We start from the raw sequence: 20446 nt of genomic DNA on the forward strand, positions 1-20446 counted from the left end.
GATGTCGGCGGACTGAGCCAGACTGAGCGCATGAGCATCGAGGTGCGACCAGCGACCGACTTCGAGGATGTGGCCACTCTCGTCGGCCCGAAGAAGCCGACATCGAACGTGTGCTTCTGCCTGAGCTACCGCATAGGCAGCAAGGAGAACAACGCGCTTCGGGGCGCACAGCGTGCCGACCGCGTGCGCGAGCTCTGCCATCAGGACCCGCCGCCCGGAGTCATCGCCTATCTCGACGACGAGCCGGTGGGCTGGGCAGCGGTGCACCCCCGCAGCGCGACGAGTTTCGCGCGCAATCGGTCGATCCCGCACGTCGACGACCTCGAGGTGTGGTCGTTGTGGTGCATCCGGGTACGCCCCGGCTATCGGAAGCAGGGAATCTCGCACGCACTGATCGAGGGTGCCGTCGCGCATGCGAAGCAGCAAGGTGCGCCGGCGATCGAGGGCTATCCGGTCGACAATCACGGCGAGAAGGTGAATCCGACCATGGCATACGTCGGAACCAGACGACTGTTCGAGGACGCGGGGTTCGAGAGGTCCGCTGAGACCGGATCCACTCTCGACGGGTTTCCTCGGGTGCTGATGCGCCTCGATCTGCGGGGATCGCACAGACGGTCGAAGAAAGCCGTGAGCGTGGTGGATTCGCTTCCCTGATGTGGACGACGGGCGGGCGCGGGAGGTCGCGCCGACCTTCGATGTCGCACGCCGAAAGTAGACTCGAACCATGGCATCCGACTCCTTCGTCCACCTGCACGTGCACAGCGAGTACTCGATGCTCGACGGGGCGGCGAAGATCGCGGCGATGACCCAGGCGGCGGCCGACTACGAGATGCCGGCCATCGCGGTGACCGACCACGGGAACACCTTCGCGGCCTTCGAGTTCTACAAGGCGGCCAACGCGGCAGGGGTCAAGCCGATCATCGGACTCGAGGCATACGTCACGCCCGGCACGCATCGCAGTGACAAGACCCGGGTGCAGTGGGGATCCCCGGATCAGAAGAGCGACGACGTCTCGGGGTCCGGTGCTTACACGCACATGACGATGTGGAGCGAGACCACGCAGGGCATGCACAACCTGTTCCGCCTCAGCTCGCTGTCGAGCATGGAGGGCTACTACTTCAAACCCCGCATGGACCGCGAACTTCTGCAGACCTACGGCAAGGGTCTGATCGCGACCACAGGCTGCCCCTCGGGCGAGATCCAGACACGGCTGCGCCTCGGTCAGTACGACGCCGCCCGCGCCGCGGCCGCAGAGTTCCAAGACCTGTTCGGCAAGGAGAACTACTTCGCCGAGATCATGGATCACGGTCTCTCCATCGAGCGCAGGGTCATGACCGATCTGATCCGGCTCGCGAAGGATCTCAGCATCCCGCTCGTCGGCACGAACGATTCGCACTACACGCACCAGCACGAGGCAGACGCGCACGAGGCCCTGCTGTGCGTGCAGTCGGGCTCGACACTCGACGACCCCAACCGCTTCAAGTTCGACGGCGACGGCTACTACATCAAGACCGCCGCCGAGATGCGCCAGCTCTTCCGCGATCACCCCGAGGCGTGCGACAACACGCTGCTCATCGCCGAACGCTGCGAAGTCGAGTTCAACACGGCGGCCAACTACATGCCGCGCTTCCCGGTGCCGGACGGAGAGACCGAAGACAGCTGGCTCGTCAAGGAGGTCGAGGCCGGCCTCCACTACCGGTATCCGAACGGGATCCCCGACAAGGTGCGCAAGCAGGCCGAGTACGAGACCGGCATCATCCTGCAGATGGGGTTCCCCGGCTACTTCCTCGTCGTCGCCGACTTCATCAACTGGGCCAAGGACAACGGCATCCGTGTGGGGCCGGGCCGTGGGTCCGGTGCCGGTTCCATGGTCGCCTACGCCATGAAGATCACCGATCTCGATCCGCTCGAGCACGGCCTCATCTTCGAGCGGTTCCTGAACCCCGACCGCGTCTCGATGCCCGACTTCGACGTCGACTTCGATGACCGGCGCCGCGGCGAGGTCATCGACTACGTGACCAGGAAGTACGGATCCGAGCGGGTCGCCCAGATCGTCACGTACGGCACGATCAAGTCCAAGCAGGCGCTGAAGGATGCCGGCCGCGTGCTCGGCTTCCCGTTCAGCATGGGGGAGCGGCTGACCAAGGCGATGCCGCCGCCCGTGATGGGCAAGGACATGCCCCTAGACGGAATGTTCGACTCGGCGCACCCCCGCTACAAAGAGGCGAGCGAGTTCCGCGCTCTCATCGAGACCGACCCGGAGGCGAAGACGGTCTTCGACCGCGCACTCGGCCTCGAGGGTCTGAAGCGCCAGTGGGGCGTGCACGCCGCGGGCGTGATCATGTCGTCCGAGCCGTTGATCGACATCATCCCGATCATGCGCCGCGAGCAGGACGGCCAGATCGTCACGCAGTTCGACTACCCCTCGTGCGAGTCGCTCGGCCTGATCAAGATGGACTTCCTCGGGCTCCGCAACCTGACGATCATCTCGGACGCGCTCGACAACATCCGCACCAACCGCGGTGAAGAGCTCGACCTCGAACACCTCGCGCTCGACGACCGCGGGGCCTACGATCTGCTCGGCCGCGGCGAATCGCTCGGAGTCTTCCAGCTCGACGGCGGTCCGATGCGATCGCTCATGCGACTGATGCGCCCGGACAACTTCGGTGACATCTCGGCACTCATCGCGCTCTACCGTCCAGGGCCCATGGGCGCGAACTCGCACACGAACTACGCGCTGCGAAAGAACGGTCAGCAGCCCATCACGCCGATCCATCCGGAGTTCACCGAGTCGCTCGCCGACATCCTCGACGAGTCCTACGGCCTGATCATCTACCAGGAGCAGGTGATGGCCATCGCACAGCGTGTGGCCGGGTTCTCGCTCGGACAGGCCGACATCCTCCGCCGAGCGATGGGCAAGAAGAAGAAGTCAGAGCTCGACAAGCAGTTCGCGGGCTTCCAGGCGGGTATGCACGCGAACGGGTACTCCGACGGAGCCGTCAACGCGATCTGGGAGATCCTGCTTCCGTTCTCGGACTACGCCTTCAACAAAGCGCACTCGGCGGCCTACGGCGTCGTCTCGTACTGGACCGCCTATCTCAAGGCCCACTATCCCGCCGAGTACATGGCCGCGCTGCTCACCAGCGTCGGCGACTCGAAGGACAAGATGGCGCTGTACCTCAACGAGTGCCGTCGAATGGGCATCAAGGTGCTCCCACCCGATGTCTCGGAGTCGATCAAGTACTTCGCCGCCGTCGGCGACGACATCCGCTTCGGGTTGGGTGCCGTCCGCAATGTCGGAAGCAACGTGGTCGAGGGCATCATCGCGGCGCGCAAGGACGAGCGATTCACCTCGTTCCATCATTTCCTCGAGAAGGTGCCGCTGCATGTCTCGAACAAGCGCACGGTCGAATCGCTGATCAAGGCCGGTGCATTCGACTCGATGGGGGACTCCCGCCGAGCCCTGCTCGAGATCCACGAGGATGCCGTCGAGGCGGCTGTGGATCGCAAGCGGAACGAGGCGCAGGGCGCGATCGGCTTCGACTTCGACAGCCTGTACGACGACATGGAAGAGGCGGCGCCTGCCAAGGTCCCGGCGCGACCGGAGTGGATCAAGAAGGACAAACTCGCGTTCGAGCGAGAGATGCTCGGGCTCTACGTCTCCGACCACCCCCTGGCGGGGCTCGAAGTGCCGCTCGCCAAGCACGCGTCGATCTCGATCCACAACCTCATCAACTCCGACGACATGCAGGACGGCGAGCAGGTCACGGTCGCCGGTCTTGTGACGAGCGTCCAGCACCGTGTCGCGAAGGCCAGTGGAAACCCGTACGGCATGATCACGGTCGAGGACTTCAACGGCGAGGTGACGGTCATGTTCATGGGCAAGACCTACACCGAGTTCCAGCACATCCTGCAGCAGGACTCCATCCTCGCGGTGCGCGGACGGGTGTCGAAGCGCGATGACGGACTCAATCTGCATGCGCAGTCGGCCTTCGCGCCGGATGTCGGCTCCTTCGACGCCGCGGGCCCCCTCTCGCTCGTCCTGGCGGAGCAGAGGGCGACCGAGCGGGTGATGACCGAGCTCGCAGAGGTGCTGCGACGCCACAACGGCGACACCGAAGTGGTGTTGCGCGTGCATCGCGGCGGCACGGCGAAGGTCTTCGACGTGCCGATGCCGGTCAAGGTCTCCGCCGATCTGTTCGGCGATCTCAAATCTCTGCTCGGCCCGGCCTGCCTCGGCTGAGCATCAGCGAAGCGCTGCTGCCCGAGGGGTCCTCACGGATGCACCGGGTAGTATCGGGACGCGTTCGGGTGCATGACGCAGAGGCTCTGCACCGTGGCGAAAGGACCCTCCCATGAGCACGGAATCACCCTTCCTGAACAACGACGAGTCGGATGCAGACCGTTCCTCGGCCGCACCCGAAGTGGCCTTCGAGGAGGACTTCTCCGACGATGACGGCGTTCTCTACGATGACGAGGTGACGCCGGAGTACGGCATCCTCGGTTTCACTCTGAGGGAGCTGCTCATCGTCGGCGTGTGGCTCATCGCCTTCATCGCCTCGTTCTTCCCCTACGTCGGCGACGCCTCGATCTGGGGCGCCGGAATCCAGTGGATCCTGCCCATCGGCGTGCCGACGGTCGCCGTGTTCCTGGTGATCCTCCGCCGCTTCTCGCCGGACGGCATCCGCCGCGTCGGATCACTGGGAATCGACCAGTTCGCATCGGTCGCGTTCTCCGTCTCGGCCGTCTTCTGGCTGGGAGCCCTCTGGAACGCGGTCGCCTTCGTGATCGAGTTCGGCGTCTTCGGGCTGCCCTGGAACGGCGTCGTCCAGCTTCTCGCGGCGCTCGCGCTCGTCGTCCTCACCGTGTTCGCTCCGCTGGTGCCCGGCCTCAAGGAGGACTTCCAGGGCCGCCTCGTCACGCTCGCGCACCGCAACGCCAATCCGGTCCGACCGGTCATCGCGCGCCCGCGCCCCGAGCCCGCCCCCGAGGCGAGCGACACGCCCGCCGGCCCAGAGGCAGCCGCTGCGCCGCACGCGGCGGCTGCTGCTCCCCACCTCGCGGCCGATCCGTCATTCGACGCCGCTCCCGAGCCCCAGGTCGCCCCGGCGTACTCGACAGACCCTGCCCCGGCGTACCCGACAGACCCTGCCCCGGCGTACTCGACAGGCTCTGCTCCGACGCACACGACAGACGACACCCCTGCGCCGCACACGATCGAGACTGCCCCTCCGGCGTACACGACCGCGGCCGCTCCGGCTGCCGGTCTCGACGTGGAGCTGTCCGACGCCCAGGCGACCGACGAGGTCGCCCGTCTCGATCTCGCCGAGCAGGTGCCGCTCTCCTCGCACGCCTCCGGCGGGGGGACAGGTACCGAGGAGACGACTTCCGATGAGGACTACGTCCCCGCGTACTCGCGTCGATCGCGCGGTCAGGAGCCCGAGATCGTATCCGACACCGGCAGCATCGAGTCTCTTCTGGGAACGACTGCTCGTGACGTCTCGTCGGCCGAGACGACCGCATTCCCCGCCGTCGACGACGAGACCGACTTCACCGCGACGAACCCGCAGCACGACTTCGCGGCGCCGCAGCCTTTCTGGATTCTCGCGCCGACCGAGCGTGACGTGCACGACGAGCGCGGCGAGAGCATCTTCCGAGTCGGTCCGAGCGCCTGGGCTCTCGTCATCGAGGACCGTGGTGGTGCATACGTCATCAGACACGACGACGGTCGCATCGGCTACCTGCACGACATCTCAGACATCACGAGAGGCTGACCTTGCGCACGATCGATCTGCGGGGGCGCACGCTCTCGCCGGCTGACATGCTCGCGGCCGTGCCGCGCGCCACCCAGGCACGAGCCGAGGCTCTCGACACCGCGGCGCGAATCGTCGACGATGTGCGCGAGCGCGGCGAAGAGGCTCTGCGCGAGCAGGCCGAGCGTTTCGATCGTGTCTCCGGACACGAGATCCGTGTGCCCGCGCAGCACATCGCCGAGGCCCTCGAGAGCCTCGCGCCCGACGTCCGCCTCGCTCTCGAGGAGGCGATCCGCCGAGTGCGCATCGCCTCGGCGGCGCAGGTCCCCGAGCGTCAGATCACGCGGATCGGGGCCGGCGCGACGATCACCCAGCGCTGGCAGCCCGTCCACCGCGCAGGGGTGTACATCCCCGGAGGCAAAGCGGTCTATCCCTCCAGTGTCATCATGAACGTCGTCCCGGCGCAGGTCGCGGGCGTGCAGCAGATCGCACTCGCCTCACCGCCGCAGGAGGACCAGGGTGGCCGCGTGCACCCCACGATCCTCGCCGCGGCGGGCCTGCTCGGCATCACGGAGGTGTACGCGATCGGCGGAGCAGGCGCGATCGGATCCTTCGCGCACGGCGTCGAGGGAATCGGGCTCGACCCGGTCGACGTCCTGTCGGGGCCGGGGAACAACTACGTCGCCTCCGCCAAGCGGGCTGTGGCGGGCGTCGTCGGCACCGACTCCGAGGCGGGGGCAACCGAGATCCTCGTCGTGGCCGATGCGGCAGCTGACCCGCGACTCATCGCGGCCGACCTCGTCAGCCAGGCGGAGCACGATGAGCAGGCATCGGCCGTGCTCGTCACAGACTCCCCGGAGCTGGCCGATCGCGTCGCCGCGGAGGTCGAGCGGCACGCGGGCGCCACGCGTCACGCGACGCGAGTGGCGGCAGCGCTGGACGGGCCGCAGTCGGCCATCGTCCTGGTCGATGACCGTGCGATGGCGACGGCGTTCAGCAACGCGTATGCTCCCGAGCACCTCGAGCTGCACCTCCAAGACGCCGAGGCCGCGGCCGACAGCTTCACCAGCGCGGGTGCCGTGTTCGTCGGAGACCACACCCCCGTGAGTCTCGGCGACTACATGGCCGGCAGCAACCACGTCCTGCCGACCGGGGGACAGGCGCGCTACGCGCCCGGACTCGGTGCATACACGTTCCTGCGTCCGCAGCAGGTCATCTCCTACGATCGCGCCGCACTCGCAGAAGTGCGCGCGGGAGTCGTCGCCCTCGCCGAGACCGAGGCGCTTCCCGCACACGGTGAGGCGATCGAGGCGCGTTTCACCGCGTAGGATCGGTCAGATGCACTGCCCCTTCTGCCGTCACTCGGACTCTCGGGTCATCGATTCGCGCACCAGTGATGACGGTCTCTCGATCCGTCGTAGACGTCAGTGCCCCGAGTGCGGAGGTCGTTTCACGACGACGGAGACGGCGAGCCTCAACGTGATCAAGAGATCCGGTGTCATGGAGTCGTTCAGCCGAGAGAAGGTGATCTCGGGCGTGCGCAAGGCCTGTCAGGGCCGGCCCGTCACCGAAGCCGATCTGGCGATCCTCGCTCAGCGGGTGGAGGAGGCCGTCCGACAGACGGGTGTCTCCCAGCTCGACACGAACGAGATCGGCTTGGCGATCCTCGGACCTCTCCGCGACCTCGACGAGGTCGCATACCTGCGCTTCGCGAGCGTGTATCAGGCCTTCGACTCGCTCGAGGACTTCGAGAGCGCGATCACCGATCTTCGCGCCGACCACGTCGAGCCGGAGTCCGTCGACCGGTAATCTGGCAGGGATGTATCCGCTGCTCTTTCGCGCTGTCCTGTCGCGCTTCGACCCTGAGTTCGCCCACCACGCCGGGATGGCGGTGATTCGCGTGCTCGGGGCGCCGCCCTTCTCCTGGGCGACGCGTGCTCTGACGAAGCCCGACCCGTCGCTGCAGGTGCAGGCCCTCGGATTGACGTTCTCCTCGCCCTTCGGGATCGCGGCCGGTTTCGACAAGAACGCCGTCGGCGTGCGCGGTCTCGCTGCGCTCGGCTTCGGGCATGTCGAGGTCGGCACCGTCACTGCGATCCCTCAGGACGGAAACCCGAAGCCCCGGCTGTTCCGCCTCATCGCCGATCGAGCGGTCATCAACCGCATGGGGTTCAACAACGAGGGTGCAGATGCCGCAGCCCGGCGACTCGCGCGACTGCGGCGCGGAGCACCCGACACGGTCATCGGCGTGAACATCGGCAAGAGCCGGGTCGTCGATGTCGAGAACGCCACCGCCGATTATGTGGCGTCGGCGACGAGGCTCGCGCCACTCGCGGACTATCTGGCCGTCAACGTCTCCTCTCCGAACACCCCCGGTCTTCGGGGGCTTCAGGCCGTCGAGACACTGGCTCCGCTGCTCAGAGCGGTGCGCGCAGCATCCGGTGAGACTCCGCTGCTCGTCAAGATCGCCCCCGATCTCTCCGACGAGGAGATCGTCGCCATCGCGAACCTCGCAGTCGATGAAGGGCTGGCCGGCATCATCGCTCACAACACCACCGTGAGCCGGGACGGCCTCACGACGGATGCGGACACGGTCGCGCAGATCGGAGCGGGCGGACTCTCCGGCGCGCCGCTCAAGGAGCGTTCCCTGCAGGTGCTGCGGCTCGTGCGCTCGGCTGTGCCCGAGGAGTTCTGCGTGATCGCCGTCGGGGGAGTGGAGACGCCGTCCGACGTGCAGGAGCGGCTCGAAGCCGGAGCGACGCTCGTGCAGGGCTATACGGCCTTCCTGTACCGCGGTCCCTTCTGGGGGCGCGAGATCAACCGGGGCCTCGTCGCGCGCTGAGTCGCCGCATGCACGAAAGCGAGAGGCGCCTCGTGCTCGGGGAGCAGGAGACGCCTCTCGGGAAGATCTGAGGATCAGGCGGGGTAGTCACCGCGCTTCACCTGAGGCTTGGGCAGACGCATGAACCGCATCTGCAGCGACCGCATCGCGGCGTACCAGCCGAGGCCGCGCTCCATGCGCTCCTTGCCGAACTTCGCGGCGATCTTGCGCTTGACGCGCATCCCCAGCAGCACCATGCCGCCGATCGCGAGGATCAGGTACGCCATCATGACCAGGTATGCCCAGCCGGCGATGGCGAATCCGCCGATGGCGAGGTTCGCGGGCAGAAGCGAGATCAGGATGACGAGCACCATGACACCCATGACGAATTCGGCCGGGTGCCAGCCGGCGTCGACGTAGTCGCGGACCCACCGGCGCTGTGGCCCCTTGTCGCGAGCCGGGAGGTACTTCTCCTCGCCGGCAGCCAGGCCGGCCTGTGCGCGGTTGCGTCGTTCGTTGAGCTCTGCGCGTGCAGCGGCCTTCGCCTCTTTGGTGTTCGCGACCAGAGGCCGACGGCGCGCCGCCTCCTGCTCGGCCCGGGTCGGCGTCGCGCGTCCCTTGCCCGACGCAGTCGTCTCGGGGGCGTCGTCATTCGTCGAAGGGGGGACAGGGGTAGTGGCCACGAGGTTCCTCGGTTCAGTGAAGGCGGATCACCTTAAGATTACTCGCATGACATCTCCTGCCCAGCCCGGCGACCAGAATCTGTCCAGCGAACGCGAGCCCGCCGTCCTCGAGGCGGTCTCGACGGGGTTTCCCGCGGCGCTGAGCGACCTGGGCGCGCTCGTCCGCATCCCCGGCATGGCATGGCCTGCGTTCGATCAGACGCAGCTCGAACGCAGCTCCGAAGCAGTCGCGGCACTGGCCACGGAAACCGGGGTCTTCGACGACGTGCGCGTTCTCCGTGCCGCGATCCCCGGCACCGACGAGCACGGGCAGCCGGCGGTGCTCGCGACGCGCGCAGCGCGCAACGGCAAGCCGACGATCCTGCTCTACGCGCACCACGACGTACAGCCTCCGGGTGACGACGCGCTGTGGGAGACGCCGCCGTTCGAGCCCACCGTCCGCGGCGGACGTCTCTACGGTCGAGGCGCTGCGGACGACAAGGCGGGCATCATGGCGCACATCGCTTCGATCCGTGCGGTCGCCGAGGTCGTCGGCGACGATCTGGAACTGGGCATCGCGATGTTCATCGAGGGCGAAGAGGAGTACGGTTCCCGTTCCTTCGCGCAGTTCCTCTCCGACAACAAGGAGGCGCTGCGTGCGGATGCCATCGTGGTCGCGGACTCGGGAAACTGGGACTCGGTGACTCCCGGCCTCACGGTCTCGCTCCGCGGCAACGCACGATTCACCGTGCGCGTGCGCACGCTCGACCACGCATCGCACTCGGGGATGTTCGGGGGAGCCGTCCCCGACGCGATGATGGCCACGGTCAAGATGCTCTCCACGCTCTGGAACGAAGACGGCTCTGTCGCGGTCGAGGGGATGACCGAGCGCGATGCGCCCACTCCCGAATACACCGAGGAGACGCTTCGGGACGAAGCGGGCCTTCTGCCCGGCACCTCGCCGATCGGCGGCGGCAGCATCCTCAGCCGGATCTGGAACAAGCCCGCTGTGACCGTCATCGGAATCGATGCGACCAGTGTCGCGGCGGCGTCGAACACCCTTCTTCCCGAGGTGACGGTCGTCGTGAGCGCGCGCGTCGCGCCTGGTCAGACCGGTGAGGACGCGTATGCCGCTCTCGAGGCGCATCTGCGAGCGAACGCGCCGTACGGCGCGGAGCTGACGTTCTCGGACGTCGATCTCGGCAACGGCTTCCTCGTCGACACCAGTGGCTGGGCCGTCGCGCTCACCCGCGACGCCATGCGGGACGGCTACGGCGTCGCCCCTGTCGATCTCGGCGTCGGCGGATCGATCCCGTTCATCGCCGACCTCGTGCGGGAGTTCCCCGATGCGCAGATCCTCGTGACCGGCGTCGAGGACCCGCACTCGCGTGCCCACAGCCCCAACGAATCCCTGCATCTCGACACGTTCCGCCACGCCGTGGCGACCGAGGCCCTGCTGCTCTCGCGGATGAACGACATCATCATCTGAGCCCGATCGGCGAGGCTGAGGGTAAAATCGAGTTACCAGCCGTGCGAGCACGGCCCGTCCGAAGGAGCGACATGAGCGACACCACACTGACCTCAGCAGAGACCACCCAGGCGCACGGCGTGAAGCTGACCGACGCCGCGGCGATCAAGGTGAAGAACCTCCTCGAGCAGGAGGGCCGTGACGACCTGCGTCTGCGCGTCGCCGTCCAGCCCGGCGGATGCTCCGGCCTGATCTACCAGCTGTACTTCGACGAGCGGTTCCTCGAGGGGGACGAGACCGTCGACTTCGACGGCGTCGAGGTCATCATCGACAACATGAGCGTCCCGTACCTCGATGGCGCATCCATCGATTTCAAGGACACGATCTCCGAGCAGGGCTTCACGATCGACAACCCCAACGCCGCGGGCAGCTGCGCCTGCGGAGACAGCTTCCACTGACCCGGACCCCTCCGCCAACCTGCGTGGTTGGCATGAATCAGGTGTGAGGTTGCCCTAGACTTGGGTGTGCCCTGTCCGCAATCTGAAAGGTGCATCGTGCCCTCGAAACGCCGCCTTCGTTGGGCCGCTCTCCCCCTGGGAGTAGCGGCAGCCGTGGCCCTGGCGGGATGTACTGCCACTGAGCTGAACGGTTACCTCCCGGGCTTCGTGGAGGGTGAGCCTGCGGCCACCAACCAGACCGAGCGCGTGTCGTCGCTCTGGGTCAACTCGTGGATCGTCCTGCTCGCCGTCGGCGTGATCACCTGGGGCCTGATGGCCTGGGCCGCGATCGCCTACCGCCGCCGCAAGGGCCAGACGGGTCTGCCCGTGCAGATGCGCTACAACATGCCGATCGAGATCTTCTACACGGTCGTGCCGCTGATCCTCGTGCTGGGAATGTTCTTCTTCACGGCCCGTGACCAGTCGGCGATCGAGGCGAAGTGGGACGAGCCCGACGTCGAGATCACGGCGATCGCCAAGCAGTGGGCGTGGGACTTCCAGTACGACGGCGAAGAGGAAGACAACTCCGACGCCGTCTGGACCATGGGAATCCAGGCTCAGCCCGATGCGGACGGCAACATCGACCAGGCGCAGCTGCCCACCCTGGTGCTGCCGGTCGACCAGAAGGTCACGATCAACCTCCAGTCTCGCGACGTCATCCACTCCTTCTGGATCATCGACTTCCTCTACAAGAAGGACATGTACATCGGGAAGGACAACTCCTGGTCCTTCATCCCGACCCGTGTCGGCGAGTACGCCGGCAAGTGCGCCGAACTGTGCGGCGAGTACCACTCGATGATGCTCTTCAACGTCAAGGTCGTCGAGCAGGACGAGTACGACGCCTACCTCCAGACTCTCGAGGAGGAAGGCAACACCGGAGACATCACGGACGCCTACGACCGTCTGTCGAACTACCCCGGGACCACCGCCCCGACCTCCGAGGAAGGAGAGGAGTAAGCCATGTCGACCACTGAAGCCCCCCGCACCGACGAGGCCCCTCGCTCTCGACCCACCACTCTGCCCGCACGCCAGGCTGCTCTCATGAGCACGTCGCGCGTCGAGCAGAAGGGCAACATCGTCGTCAAGTGGATCACCTCCACCGACCACAAGACGATCGGGTACATGTACCTCATCGCCTCGGTGCTGTTCTTCCTCCTCGGCGGCGTGATGGCCCTCGTCATCCGCGCAGAGCTGTTCGCTCCCGGGATGCAGATCATCCCGACCAAGGAGCAGTACAACCAGCTCTTCACGATGCACGGCACGATCATGCTCCTCATGTTCGCGACGCCGCTCTTCGCCGGCTTCGCGAACGCGATCCTGCCGCTTCAGCTCGGTGCACCGGATGTGGCGTTCCCGCGTCTGAACGCCTTCGCCTTCTGGCTCTTCCTGTTCGGCTCGACCATCGCGGTCGCCGGCTTCCTCACCCCGCAGGGCGCTGCGTCGTTCGGCTGGTTCGCCTACCAGCCGCTCGCCAGCGCGTCGTTCTCGCCGGGTGCAGGTGGAAACCTCTGGATGGTCGGACTCGGAATCTCCGGCTTCGGAACGATCCTCGGCGCGGTGAACTTCATCACCACCGTGATCACGATGCGTGCTCCCGGAATGACGATGTGGCGTATGCCGATCTTCTCGTGGAACACGCTCATCACGAGCCTTCTGATCCTCATGGCGTTCCCCGTCCTCGCAGCGGCGATCTTCGCTGCAGCCGCGGACCGCATCCTCGGCGCTCACATCTACGACCCGGCGAACGGCGGTGTTCTGCTCTGGCAGCACCTCTTCTGGTTCTTCGGTCACCCTGAGGTGTACATCATCGCCCTGCCGTTCTTCGGAATCGTGTCGGAGATCTTCCCGGTCTTCAGCCGCAAGCCGATCTTCGGGTACAAGACGCTCGTCTACGCGACGATCGCCATCGCCGCGCTGTCCGTCGCCGTGTGGGCGCACCACATGTACGTGACCGGCTCGGTCCTGCTGCCGTTCTTCGCCCTGATGACCATGCTCATCGCGGTGCCGACGGGTGTGAAGATCTTCAACTGGATCGGCACCCTCTGGCGTGGGTCCGTGACGTTCGAGACGCCGATGGTGTTCGCGCTCGGCTTCCTGGTGTCGTTCGTCTTCGGTGGTCTGACCGGCGTGATCCTCGCGGCTCCGCCCCTCGACTTCGCACTCTCCGACTCGTACTTCGTCGTCGCGCACTTCCACTACGTCGTCTTCGGCACCGTGGTGTTCGCGATGTTCGCCGGCTTCTACTTCTGGTGGCCGAAGTGGACAGGACGCATGCTCAACGAGCGTCTCGGCTACGTGCACTTCTGGATGCTGTTCATCGGCTTCCACATGACGTTCCTCATCCAGCACTGGCTGGGTGTCGACGGCATGGTGCGTCGCTACGCCGACTACTCGGCGGCTGACGGCTGGACCTGGCAGAACCAGGTCTCGACGATCGGTGCGATCATCCTCGGCGCGTCCATGCTGCCGTTCTTCCTGAACGTCTGGATCACGGCTCGCAAGGCGCCCAAGGTCACGGTCAACGACCCGTGGGGCTATGGAGCTTCGCTCGAGTGGGCGACCTCCTGCCCGCCGCCGCGCCACAACTTCACGTCGATCCCGCGCATCCGCAGCGAGCGTCCTGCATTCGACCTGAACCACCCGGAGGCGGCGGAGTTCACACCGGCCGCACCCGGCGAGCGAGAGGGCCACTGAGCCATGCGCGACAACGTCATCCTCTGGTGGGTCCTGACCGCCTTCTTCGCACTGGTCGGAGTCGTCTACACCGGCTGGCACATCCTCGCCACGCCGTCGGACAACTTCGCCGAGCGCATCGAGTGGGTCGGCACCGTGGCGCTGTTCTTCGCCGCGTTCATGGGCGCGATGATCGCCTTCTACCTCGACCGCACGCACAAGGCTCAGAACGGCGAGCTGCCTGAGGACATCCTCACGAGCGACATCGACGACGGCGACCCCGAACTGGGTGAGTTCAGCCCCTGGTCCTGGTGGCCGATCGTGCTCGCCGGATCCGCCGGCGTCTTCGTGGTGGGTCTCGCCGTCGGGCACTTCCTGCTCCCGATCGGCCTGGCGATCTTCGTGGTCGCGATCGTCGGCTGGGTCTACGAGTACTACCGCGGGAACTTCGCCCGCTGACATACAGCGAGAAGGCCCCTGGGATTCCCTCCCGGGGGCCTTCTGCATGTCGGGGCTATGCTCGCGAGCGGATCCGGGCGATGCCGGTCAGGGGGTCGACAGGGCGGCGGTGAACGCCGTCGGCATCCTCCACGGGATAGCCCTCCCTGACCCAGTACTCGAACCCGCCGATCATCTCCCGAACGGCATACCCGAGCTTCGCGAACTCGAGAGCGCCCTTCGCGCCCGCGTTGCACCCCGGACTCCAGCAGTAGACCACGACGGCGGAGCCGGCCGGTATCTCGGCCGGCGCGCGATCCGCTATCTCGCTGTAGTGCATATGCGTGGCACCTGCGACGCGTCCCTGAGCCCAGGCCTTGTCGGAACGGACATCGATGATGACGATGCCGTCCTCGGCCCGGAGAGCGGCGTACACGTCACTCGCGTCGGTCTCGTAGGCGAGTTTGGCGGCGTAATACTCAGTGCGATCGATCATCTCCCCAGCCTAGGAAGACGCGCGGGCACCTGCCGTCGTCTTCCCGACGACGACAGACCGGATTCCGCCAATGTCGACGTGGCGTCTCAGAGCTCGACCGTCATCTGCACCCGGCGTCCGTATCGATCGAGACCGAGAGAGGTCTCGGTGTCCACGAGGCCGCGCTGGAACGGAGTCTCGGGGATGCTCTCGAGAAACCCGCACGACGAGTAGAACGGAGCGTTCCAGGGGATCTCCGCGTACGTCCGCAGAGTCATGCGGCTATAGCCATGCTCGCGTGCGGCCTCCAGAGCGGCGCTGACGAGTCGACGCCCGAACCCCTGGCGTCCGGAGGTCGGAAGCACGGAGAGCTGCTCGAGGTGCGCGTGGCCGTCGGCATCGAGGACGTGCACGAAGCCGACGGGGGAGCCGCTCGAGTCTTCCAACACGAGCACGAACCCCGGAGCTGCGAGTCGTTCAGCGCCATCGCCTGCGGGCGGCCACTCCGGCGCCCCCAGGCGGTCGACCAGGAGCGCGTCGGCCTGCATCTCGATGGCGTGCAGGATCTCCGCGTCCTCAACGACGGCCGGCCGGATGACATCGCTCACCGTGCATCCTCCGCGACTGCCGCGATCGCTTCGATCTCCACCAGCTGGTGGTCGTACCCGAGCACGGTGACGCCCAGGAGTGTGCTCGGTGCGTCATGGTCGCCGAAGGCGTCGTGGATGACATCCCAGGCCGTGACCAGATCAGCCTGGGACGACGAGGCGACGAGTACGCGCGTGCTGATGATGTCCGAAAGCGTGGCGCCGCTGGCATGCAGGGCGATGTCGAGGGTCTCTACGCAGCGTGCAGCCTGTGCGGCATAATCGCCGGGGGCGGTCGTCGAGCCGTCGTCTTCGAGGGGGCATGCACCCGCGAGGAAGATGAGGCGGGAGCCGGCTGGGGCGGTCGCCGCATATGCATAGGGTGCTGCGGCGAGGTCGGCGGAACGGATGAGTTGGACTGCTGAGCTCATGTCACGATCCTGCCATGTGCACATGAACGGCGACCGGATGCGAAAAGGCCCTGTCCGAGATCGAACAGGGCCTTTTCGGGCGAGAACCGGCGGTCTTACTCGCTGTCCTCGGACTTCTTCTTGCGAGGCTTCTTCACCGGCTCGGTCGAGATGACCGTGCTGGGGGTGTTCGCCGTCTCATCGACGTGGGTCTCGCTGACGGTGATCGGGGCATCCGGGACGCCTGCGCGCTCGTGAGCGCCCTGGATCTCGGCCGCTTCGGTCTCGTCGTTCTGGGCGGTCACGTGATGCTGGTGCGCATCTGCAGCCTCGATCTCGGCCTGCGTCAGCGGAGCGAGACGATCTTCGAAGAACCAACGCGAGATGGAGGAGCGCAGGTTCTCAGTCCACGAGATGCGTCCCTTCGCATTCGGACGCACGACCAGCGGCTCGTAGCCGTCGACATCGATGAGCTTCCAGCGGTCGTACTTGTCGACGGGCTGGTGGACCTCGATGAACTCGCCGCCGGGAAGGCGGACGATGCGGCCGGACTCGAAGCCGTGCAGGACGATCTCGCGGTCCTTCTTCTGCAGAGCGATCGCGATGCGCTTGGCGATGAAGTAGCCGAGAACCGGTCCGACGAACAGCAGCGCCTGAAGCGCGTGGATCACGCCCTCCATCGTGAGCATGAAGTGCGTCGCGATGAGGTCGGACGATGCTGCAGCCCACAGGACGGCGTAGAAGACGACTCCGGCCACGCCGATGGCGGTCCGGGTCGCCGCGTTGCGCGGGCGCTGAGCGATGTGGTGCTCGCGCTTGTCGCCCGTGACCCAGGCCTCGATGAACGGGTAGATCGCTACGAGCACGATGAACAGACCGAGGACGACCAGCGGCAGCAGGATGCCGAAGGACCAGGTGTGATCGAGGAAGACCACATCGAGGTTCGACGGAGCGAGTCGCAGAGCGCCGTCGGCGAATCCGATGTACCAGTCAGGCTGCGTGCCGGCCGAGACGGGGGAGGGGTCGTACGGGCCGTAGTTCCAGATCGGGTTGATCTGGAAGAACGTCGCGATCAGCACGATCGTGCCGAAGACGATGAACAGGTAGCCGCCCATCTTCGACATGTACACGGGCATCATCGGGTAGCCGACGACGTTGTCGTTCGTGCGGCCGGGGCCGGCGAACTGCGTGTGCTTGTTGACGATCATCAGCATCAGGTGCACGGCGATGAGGCCGATCACCAGCAGCGGAAGCAGCAGGATGTGCAGCGTGTACAGGCGTCCGACGATGTCGGTGCCGGGGAACTCGCCGCCGAAGAGGAGGAACGAGGTCCAGGTGCCGATCAGCGGGATGCCCTTGATCATTCCGTCGATGATGCGCAGACCGTTGCCCGAGAGCAGGTCGTCGGGAAGGGAGTATCCCGTGAAGCCCTCGGCCATGGCGAGGACGAACAGCACGAAGCCGATCACCCAGTTGAGCTCGCGGGGCTTGCGGAACGCACCGGTGAAGAAGACGCGCAGCATGTGCACGCCGATGCCGGCCACGAAGACGAGTGCGGCCCAGTGGTGGATCTGGCGCACCAGGAGGCCACCACGGAGGTCGAACGAGATGTGCAGCGACGACTCGAGCGCCGCCGACATCTCGATTCCGCGCATCGGGGCGTAGGCGCCCGTGTAGTGCGTCTCGACCATGGAGGCCTGGAAGAAGAAGGTCAGGAAGGTTCCGGAGAGGAACACGACGACGAAGCTCCACAGCGCGATCTCACCCAGCATGAACGACCAGTGGTCGGGGAAGATCTTGCGGCCGAGCTCCTTGACGAAGCCGGAGATGCTGGTGCGCTCATCGATGTAGTTCGACGCGGCGCCGACGAATCGACCGCCGAGAGGCGCCTTGTTGTCCTTGTCCTCTTTGGACAGCGTTGCGGTGCTCAATGGCGCTCCCAGAAGCTCGGGCCGACGGGCTCGGTGAAGTCACTGCGTGCGACGAGGTAGCCCTCGTCGTCGACGGTGATGGGCAGCTGCGGCAGCGGACGTGCGGCCGGTCCGAAGATGACCTTGGCGTGATCCGTGACGTCGAACTGCGACTGGTGACAGGGGCAGAGGAGGTGGTGGGTCTGCTGCTCGTACAGTGCCACGGGGCATCCGACGTGCGTGCAGACCTTCGAGTACGCGACGATGCCGTCGTACGACCAGTCCTTGCGGTCCTCGGCCTCGATGAGCTGCTCGGGGCGCAGGCGCATCATCAGCACGATGGCCTTCGCCTTCTCCTCGAGGTAGCCGTCGTGGTGGCTGAGCTCGGCGAGGTCCTCCGGGATCACGTGGAACGCGGATCCGAGGGTGACATCGGCCGCGCGGATCGGCGTGCCGTCGGGGTCGCGGACGAGGCGCTGACCCTTCTCCCACATGGTGTGCTTCAGCAGCGTCACCGGGTCGCCCGCGGTGGGGTCGTCCGGCGTGCTGTGCGGAGCGAGACCGCGGAAGAGCGTGACCCCGGGGATGATCGAGGCCACGATCGCCGCGAACAGCGAGTTGCGGATCATCGTGCGTCGTCCGAATCCGGACTCCTCGTTCGCCGTGGCGAAGGCCTCGACGACCGCCTCTCGCGTCGAGTCCTTGCCCCGGGTGGGGTGGCGGTGCTCGATGTGCTCCTTGTCGCTCATCAGCGCCTTGGACCAGTGGATCGCGCCGATGCCGATCGAGAGCAGCGCCAGTGCGATGCCCAGACCGATGAAGAGATTGTTCTGACGGATGTCGATGAGCGCGCCGCTCTCGATGGGGAAGAGCATGTAGGCGGCGACCGCCCAGATGCTTCCTGCCAGCGAGAGATAGAACAGCGTGTAGACCGTGCGCTCTGCAGCCTTCTCAGCGCGCGGGTCCTTGTCGGTCATCCGCGCGCGGTGCGGCGGCAGCCCCGGGTTCTGCACGGGATCGCTGACTGCGACACCCAGCCCTGGAGAGGGCTGGTAGGCCCTGTCAAGAGCCTGCGAGTCGTCGTCGTGTGCCATGGTGCTCCTCGTACGTTCCTCTTCGATGAATAAGCGTCAGTTGGACTTCGCCGTGATCCACACGGTGATGGCGACGAGCGCGCCGATTCCGAAGATCCAGACGAACAGGCCCTCGGAGACGGGACCGAGCGAACCGAGCGAGAAACCGCCGATCTGCACGGACTGCTGCTGGTAGAGCAGAGCCGAGATGATGTCGCGCTTGTCTTCGTCCGACAGGTTCATGTCGCCGAAGACGGGCATGTTCTGGGGGCCCGTGACCATGGCGGCGTACATGTGCAGCGCGCTGGTCTCGGTCAGTGCCGGGGCGTACTTGCCCTCGGTGAGTGCTCCACCGGCTGCCGCCACGTTGTGGCACATCGCGCAGTTCACGCGGAACAGCTCTGCGCCGTTGGCGACATCTCCGCCGCCGTCGAGGATGTGGTCCTCGGGGAAGGTCGGACCAGGAGCAGATGCCTGCACGAAGGACGAGATCGCGAGGATCTGCTCCTCGGTGAACTGCGGCTCCTTCTGGGGTGCCTGCGGTCCCTGCATCTGCAGGGGCATGCGACCCGTCGACATCTGGAACTCGACTGCGAGCTCGCCGACGCCGTAGAGGCTCGGTCCGTTCGCCGTGCCCTGCATGTCGAGACCGTGGCAGGTGGCGCAGTTCGCCGTGAACAGCTTCTCGCCGTCCTCGACCGTGAGCGTGGTCGCAGCAGTGGTCTGGGTGTCGGTCGCAGCGAAGGCTGCGGATGTGCCGGCGTATACCGCGCCGGTGATCATGAGGCCTGCTCCGATGAGGGCTGCCGCAGCCAGTGGGCTGCGACGGCCATTCGAACGGCGCTTCTTCTCTCGTGCCATCTCGGGGATCAGCTCCGCTCTTATTTCAGGAAGTAGATAACGACGAACAGCACGATCCAGACGACGTCGACGAAGTGCCAGTAGTAGGACACCACGATCGAGGACGTCGCCTCTTTGTGCCGGAAATTCTTGACGGCGTATGCACGCCCGATGACGAGGAGGAACGCGATCAGACCGCCGGTGACGTGCAGGGCGTGGAAGCCGGTGGTGATGTAGAACGCGGACGCGTACGAGTCGGCGCTGATCGGCAGGCCCTCTGCGACGAGCTGTGCGTACTCCCACACCTGCCCGGAGACGAAGATCGCGCCGAGTGCGAAGGTGAGGAAGAACCACTCGACCATGCCCCACCCGAACAGGCGGCGACGGCCTGCGCCGTTCTTCTGCCCCTTGGCGATGCGGTACGGCTGCAGGTCCTCCGCCGCGAACACGCCCATCTGGCAGGTGAACGAGGAGAGCACGAGGATCGCCGTGTTCACGAACGCGAACGGCACGTTCAGCAGTTCGGTGCGGTCGGCCCAGAGCTCGGGGGAGGTGCTGCGGAGCGTGAAGTAGATCGCGAAGAGTCCCGCGAAGAACATCACCTCACTGCCGAGCCACACAATGGTGCCGACAGCTACCGGGTTGGGGCGCTTGATCGTTCTTGCCGCCGGGGCATACGTCGCTGAGGTCGTCACCCTTCCATTATGGCCGATCCGCGGGGATGATTCTCGCACCGGAGGCCCCGGTTTCGCCCTCAGGCGACTTAGGCAACCCTAAGAAAACGCTGCGAATCCTCGGTGAATACGCGGGAAACGAGGGATGGTCGAACTTCGAGTCGT

General features: G+C 66.1%; 19 protein-coding genes. 11 read left to right on the plus strand and 8 right to left on the minus strand.

The window, feature by feature from the left end; all coding sequences use genetic code 11:
• Positions 1-30: 30 nt before the first annotated feature.
• From OPU70_RS00385 to OPU70_RS00410, 6 genes are all read left to right on the plus strand, one after another.
• Positions 31-654, plus strand: coding sequence for a GNAT family N-acetyltransferase (locus tag OPU70_RS00385; RefSeq protein WP_498556937.1), 624 nt, complete (start codon positions 31-33; stop codon positions 652-654).
• A gap of 70 nt (positions 655-724) precedes the next feature.
• Positions 725-4243: a DNA polymerase III subunit alpha gene (dnaE, locus tag OPU70_RS00390; RefSeq protein ID WP_498556938.1), complete on the plus strand. Its 3519-nt coding sequence runs from the start codon at positions 725-727 to the stop codon at positions 4241-4243.
• A gap of 112 nt (positions 4244-4355) precedes the next feature.
• A complete protein-coding gene (locus OPU70_RS00395; protein ID WP_498556939.1) occupies positions 4356-5774 on the plus strand; it encodes a hypothetical protein in 1419 nt (472 codons plus the stop codon).
• A gap of 2 nt (positions 5775-5776) precedes the next feature.
• Complete coding sequence (hisD, locus tag OPU70_RS00400; RefSeq protein ID WP_498556940.1) at positions 5777-7081, plus strand: histidinol dehydrogenase; 1305 nt, start codon at positions 5777-5779, stop codon at positions 7079-7081.
• Between the two features lie 10 nt (positions 7082-7091).
• Positions 7092-7562, plus strand: coding sequence for a transcriptional regulator NrdR (gene nrdR / locus OPU70_RS00405; protein ID WP_498556941.1), 471 nt, complete (start codon positions 7092-7094; stop codon positions 7560-7562).
• Positions 7563-7572: 10 nt separating this feature from the next.
• Positions 7573-8595 carry a quinone-dependent dihydroorotate dehydrogenase gene (locus OPU70_RS00410; RefSeq protein ID WP_367819664.1) on the plus strand — a complete coding sequence of 341 codons (1023 nt, stop codon included), beginning with the start codon at positions 7573-7575 and terminating at the stop codon, positions 8593-8595.
• A 74-nt stretch (positions 8596-8669) separates the two neighbouring features.
• On the opposite strand, the gene OPU70_RS00415 is transcribed toward OPU70_RS00410, so the two are convergent.
• On the minus strand, positions 8670-9257 hold the full coding sequence (locus OPU70_RS00415; protein WP_042538410.1) for a DUF3043 domain-containing protein: 588 nt from the start codon (positions 9255-9257) through the stop codon (positions 8670-8672).
• Between the two features lie 46 nt (positions 9258-9303).
• On the opposite strand from OPU70_RS00415, the gene OPU70_RS00420 reads away from it, so the two are divergent.
• From OPU70_RS00420 to OPU70_RS00440, 5 genes are all read left to right on the plus strand, one after another.
• Positions 9304-10725, plus strand: a complete 1422-nt coding sequence (locus tag OPU70_RS00420) for a dipeptidase (protein WP_498556942.1) — start codon at positions 9304-9306, stop codon at positions 10723-10725.
• A 71-nt stretch (positions 10726-10796) separates the two neighbouring features.
• On the plus strand, positions 10797-11162 hold the full coding sequence (gene erpA / locus OPU70_RS00425; protein WP_042538408.1) for an iron-sulfur cluster insertion protein ErpA: 366 nt from the start codon (positions 10797-10799) through the stop codon (positions 11160-11162).
• 96 nt (positions 11163-11258) lie between these two features.
• Entirely contained in the window at positions 11259-12158 is a 900-nt protein-coding gene (gene ctaC / locus OPU70_RS00430) for an aa3-type cytochrome oxidase subunit II (RefSeq protein WP_056377194.1), read from the plus strand.
• Positions 12159-12161: 3 nt separating this feature from the next.
• Positions 12162-13895 (plus strand): aa3-type cytochrome oxidase subunit I, encoded by a 1734-nt coding sequence (gene ctaD / locus OPU70_RS00435; protein ID WP_042538403.1) that lies wholly within the window; start codon positions 12162-12164, stop codon positions 13893-13895.
• Between the two features lie 3 nt (positions 13896-13898).
• Entirely contained in the window at positions 13899-14333 is a 435-nt protein-coding gene (locus tag OPU70_RS00440; RefSeq protein ID WP_042538402.1) for a cytochrome c oxidase subunit 4, read from the plus strand.
• Between the two features lie 55 nt (positions 14334-14388).
• Here OPU70_RS00440 and OPU70_RS00445 read toward each other — a convergent pair whose 3' ends face one another.
• The 7 genes from OPU70_RS00445 to ctaE all read right to left on the minus strand — a co-directional run bounded on the left by OPU70_RS00445 (position 14389) and on the right by ctaE (position 20302).
• Positions 14389-14808, minus strand: a complete 420-nt coding sequence (locus OPU70_RS00445; protein ID WP_498556943.1) for a rhodanese-like domain-containing protein — start codon at positions 14806-14808, stop codon at positions 14389-14391.
• Positions 14809-14894: 86 nt separating this feature from the next.
• Entirely contained in the window at positions 14895-15395 is a 501-nt protein-coding gene (locus OPU70_RS00450) for a GNAT family N-acetyltransferase (RefSeq protein WP_498556944.1), read from the minus strand.
• Positions 15392-15805, minus strand: coding sequence for a RidA family protein (locus OPU70_RS00455; protein WP_498556945.1), 414 nt, complete (start codon positions 15803-15805; stop codon positions 15392-15394). Before OPU70_RS00455 ends, OPU70_RS00450 begins: the two co-directional genes overlap by 4 nt.
• A gap of 95 nt (positions 15806-15900) precedes the next feature.
• The gene (qcrB, locus tag OPU70_RS00460) at positions 15901-17715 is read right to left on the minus strand and encodes a cytochrome bc1 complex cytochrome b subunit (protein ID WP_056377203.1); all 1815 of its coding nucleotides are present in this window, start codon (positions 17713-17715) and stop codon (positions 15901-15903) included.
• Positions 17712-18788 (minus strand): cytochrome bc1 complex Rieske iron-sulfur subunit, encoded by a 1077-nt coding sequence (gene qcrA, locus OPU70_RS00465; protein ID WP_042538395.1) that lies wholly within the window; start codon positions 18786-18788, stop codon positions 17712-17714. Before qcrA ends, qcrB begins: the two co-directional genes overlap by 4 nt.
• A 36-nt stretch (positions 18789-18824) precedes the next feature.
• Complete coding sequence (qcrC, locus tag OPU70_RS00470; RefSeq protein ID WP_079113075.1) at positions 18825-19628, minus strand: cytochrome bc1 complex diheme cytochrome c subunit; 804 nt, start codon at positions 19626-19628, stop codon at positions 18825-18827.
• Between the two features lie 20 nt (positions 19629-19648).
• Entirely contained in the window at positions 19649-20302 is a 654-nt protein-coding gene (gene ctaE, locus OPU70_RS00475) for an aa3-type cytochrome oxidase subunit III (RefSeq protein WP_153302215.1), read from the minus strand.
• Between the last annotated feature and the right edge of the window lie 144 nt (positions 20303-20446).

The organism is Microbacterium sp. SWDP-B6 (genome assembly GCF_059803615.1).